Raw genomic sequence first — 2,810 nt, forward strand, 5'->3', positions numbered from 1 at the left:
CTTCAACCTGTCTTACACCTACCTGGATGTAACCGACCGTTCGCCGGCTACGTCGTCGACCGCCAGCTCCAACTACGGCAACATCGCCCTGTCGGACCCGAACGACCCGGCCCTGACGACCTCGAACTATGAGATCGAGCACGCGCTGAAGCTGAACGTCAGCTATTCTCGCGCCTTCTTCGGCGACTACCGCACCCGCATCAACATGTATGCGCAGCGCCGTTCGGGTCTGCCGTTCAGCTACACCTTCGGCACCAGCCCGGCGTCGCTGACTGGCGAATACATCACCACCCAGCGTCAGCTGCTCTACGTGCCGCAAGTCGACTCCAGCGGAAACGTGACGGCGACGAGCGACCCGCTGGTGCGTTACGGCTCGACGACCTCGGGCGGCGTGACCACGCCGTTCGACCTGGCCGCGTTCAACGCCTTCCTGAAGCGTACGGGTCTGATCGACTACGCGGGTTCGATCGCCCCGCGTAACGCCTTCAAGTCGCCCTATGTCACCACTGTCGATATGCACATCGAGCAGGAACTGCCGGCCTTCTTCCCCGGCGGCGCCAAGCTGGTCGGCTATATGGACATCGAAAACCTGGGCAATCTGCTGAACGACGAATGGGGCGTGATCCAACAGATCGGTTTCCCCTATACGTCGAACAACATCACGGCGACGCGCACGGGCAACCAGTTCTACACCTACAACAGCTTCCAGGACCGTTCGCCGTCGACCTTCGGCACGAACTCGGTCTGGCAGATCAAGGTCGGCGTCCGCTACTCCTTCTAAGGGTACGTCTGACTGAAACGACGAAGGGCGGCCCGTTCGCGGGCCGCCCTTTTTCGTGGCTGACGTTGAAGTCGGGGGCGCTTGGGGCCATATGGCGCGGCTCCGAGTTCGGCCCATCCTGAGGACGCCCGCATGACCGATCCGACTGCTGCCGCCATCCCCGCAGAATGGGCGCCGCACCGCGCCATGTGGGTGGGTTGGCCCAGCCATGCGGAATATTGGTTCGAGGCGCTGGAGCAGGCGCAGGACGAGGTCGAGGGTCTGGTGCGGGCTTCGGCCGGTCCGGGTCGCGAGCAGGTTAAGCTGATGGTCGGCAAGGCCGAGGCGCTGGCCGACGCCCAAGCGCGTTTTGCGGGTGTGGCCAATGTCGAGGTCGTGGCCGGCGAGTTCGGCGACGTCTGGCTGCGCGACACCGGGCCGATCTTCGGCGCGGGATCAAAAACGGCGGCGGCGTTCAAGTTTAACGGCTGGGGCGGGAAATATGACATGCCGGGCGACGACCTGGTCGCCGGCCAGATTGGCCGACATGCGGGCGTGGACCTGACCTGGAACGATTTTGTCATGGAGGGCGGGTCGCTGGATCATGACGGGGAGGGCACCGTCCTGACCACGCGCCAATGCCTGCTGAACCCGAACCGCAATCCCGCCTGGAACCAGGATGAGGCCGTCGCGGCGGCGGCGCTGGAGAAGGCGGTCGGCGCCAAGGTGGTGGTGTGGCTGGGCGACGGTTTGCTGAACGATCACACCGACGGGCACGTCGATAATCTGGCGCGGTTCGTCGCGCCGGGCGTGGTCGCCTGCCCGGTCGCCTGGGGGACGAACGACGTCAACGCCGACGTCTATGACGCGACGGCGCGCGATCTGGCCGCCGTGACCGATGCGGCTGGCCGTCGGCTGAAGGTCGTGCGCATCCCGTCGCCGGGCCTGGTGCTGGACGAGAACGAACGCCCGATTCCGGCCAGCCACATGAACTTCCTGATCGCCAACGGCGCGGTGATCGTTCCCACCTATGGCGATGTGCGCGCCGCCGACATGGCCTGTCAGGCGTTGAAGGACGCCTTCCCCGATCGTGAGATCATTCCGCTGCCGTCCAACGCCATTCTGACGGGCGGCGGCTCGTTCCACTGCATCTCCCAGCAGGAGCCCGCATGACCCGCAACATCACCGTCGCCGGCATCCAGACCTCGTACGGCGAGGACATGCAGGCGAACATCGACAAGACTATCGCCTTCGTGCGCGAGGCGGCGGGGCAGGGCGCGCAGGTGATCCTGCCGTCGGAGCTGTTCCAGGGACCGTATTTCTGCGTCTCGCAGGAAGAGCACTGGTTCGCCCACGCCTATGAATGGCGCGAACATCCGTGCGTTGTGGCCATGGCGCCGGTCGCCAATGAGCTGGGCGTGGCCATTCCGGTCTCGATCTTCGAGAAGGACGGGCCGCAGTATTACAACTCGCTGGTCATGCTGGATGCCGACGGCGAGGCCCTGGGCGTCTATCGCAAGAGCCATATCCCCGACGGCCCCGGCTATCAGGAGAAGTACTATTTCCGGCCGGGCGACACCGGCTTCAAGGTCTGGAAGACCCGCTTCGGCAAGGTCGGGGTCGGCATCTGCTGGGACCAGTGGTTCCCGGAAGCGGCGCGGGCGATGATGCTGATGGGCGCCGACGTCCTGATGTATCCGACCGCCATCGGCACGGAGCCGCATGATGCGACCCTGCATACGGCCGAGCCGTGGCGGCGGGCCATGCAGGGCCATGCGGTGTCGAACGCCGTGCCGGTCGTCGGCGCCAACCGGATCGGTCATGAGCGCGTGACCGAGGTCGGCCAGACCTTCTACGGCCATTCCTTCATCGCCGACCAGCAGGGCGAACTGGTCGAGCAACTGGGCGCCGAGGAGGAGGGGGTGCTGGTGCACCGCTTCGACCTGGACGAACTGGACAAATACCGCGCGGCCTGGGGCTTCTTCCGCGATCGCCGGACGGACCTGTACGGGGCGCTGACGGGTAAGGGCTGGTCCGATCCTCCCCCGCG

At 65.6% G+C, this 2,810-nt stretch carries 2 protein-coding genes and 1 pseudogene; all 3 read left to right on the top strand.

The features are described 5' to 3' along the window. Positions 1 to 781 (top strand): annotated as a pseudogene (locus RT123_RS15085) (TonB-dependent receptor); the annotation flags it as partial. Between the two features lie 132 nt (positions 782 to 913). Continuing rightward, positions 914 to 1,933 (top strand): agmatine deiminase family protein, encoded by a 1,020-nt coding sequence (locus tag RT123_RS15090; RefSeq protein ID WP_313010001.1) that lies wholly within the window; start codon positions 914 to 916, stop codon positions 1,931 to 1,933. Then, positions 1,930 to 2,810 (top strand): N-carbamoylputrescine amidase (gene aguB / locus RT123_RS15095; protein WP_313010003.1); only part of this gene is annotated, 881 nt, incomplete at its 3' end. The genes RT123_RS15090 and aguB, both read left to right, overlap by 4 nt.

The organism is Brevundimonas vesicularis (genome assembly GCF_032067225.1).
Lineage (GTDB): Bacteria > Pseudomonadota > Alphaproteobacteria > Caulobacterales > Caulobacteraceae > Brevundimonas > Brevundimonas vesicularis_F.

What these genes read in the sequence shown, in the direction of transcription:
- RT123_RS15090 (WP_313010001.1), top strand. Translation starts at nt 914, where the DNA reads ATGACCGATCCGACTGCTGCCGCCATCCCCGCAGAATGGGCGCCGCAC.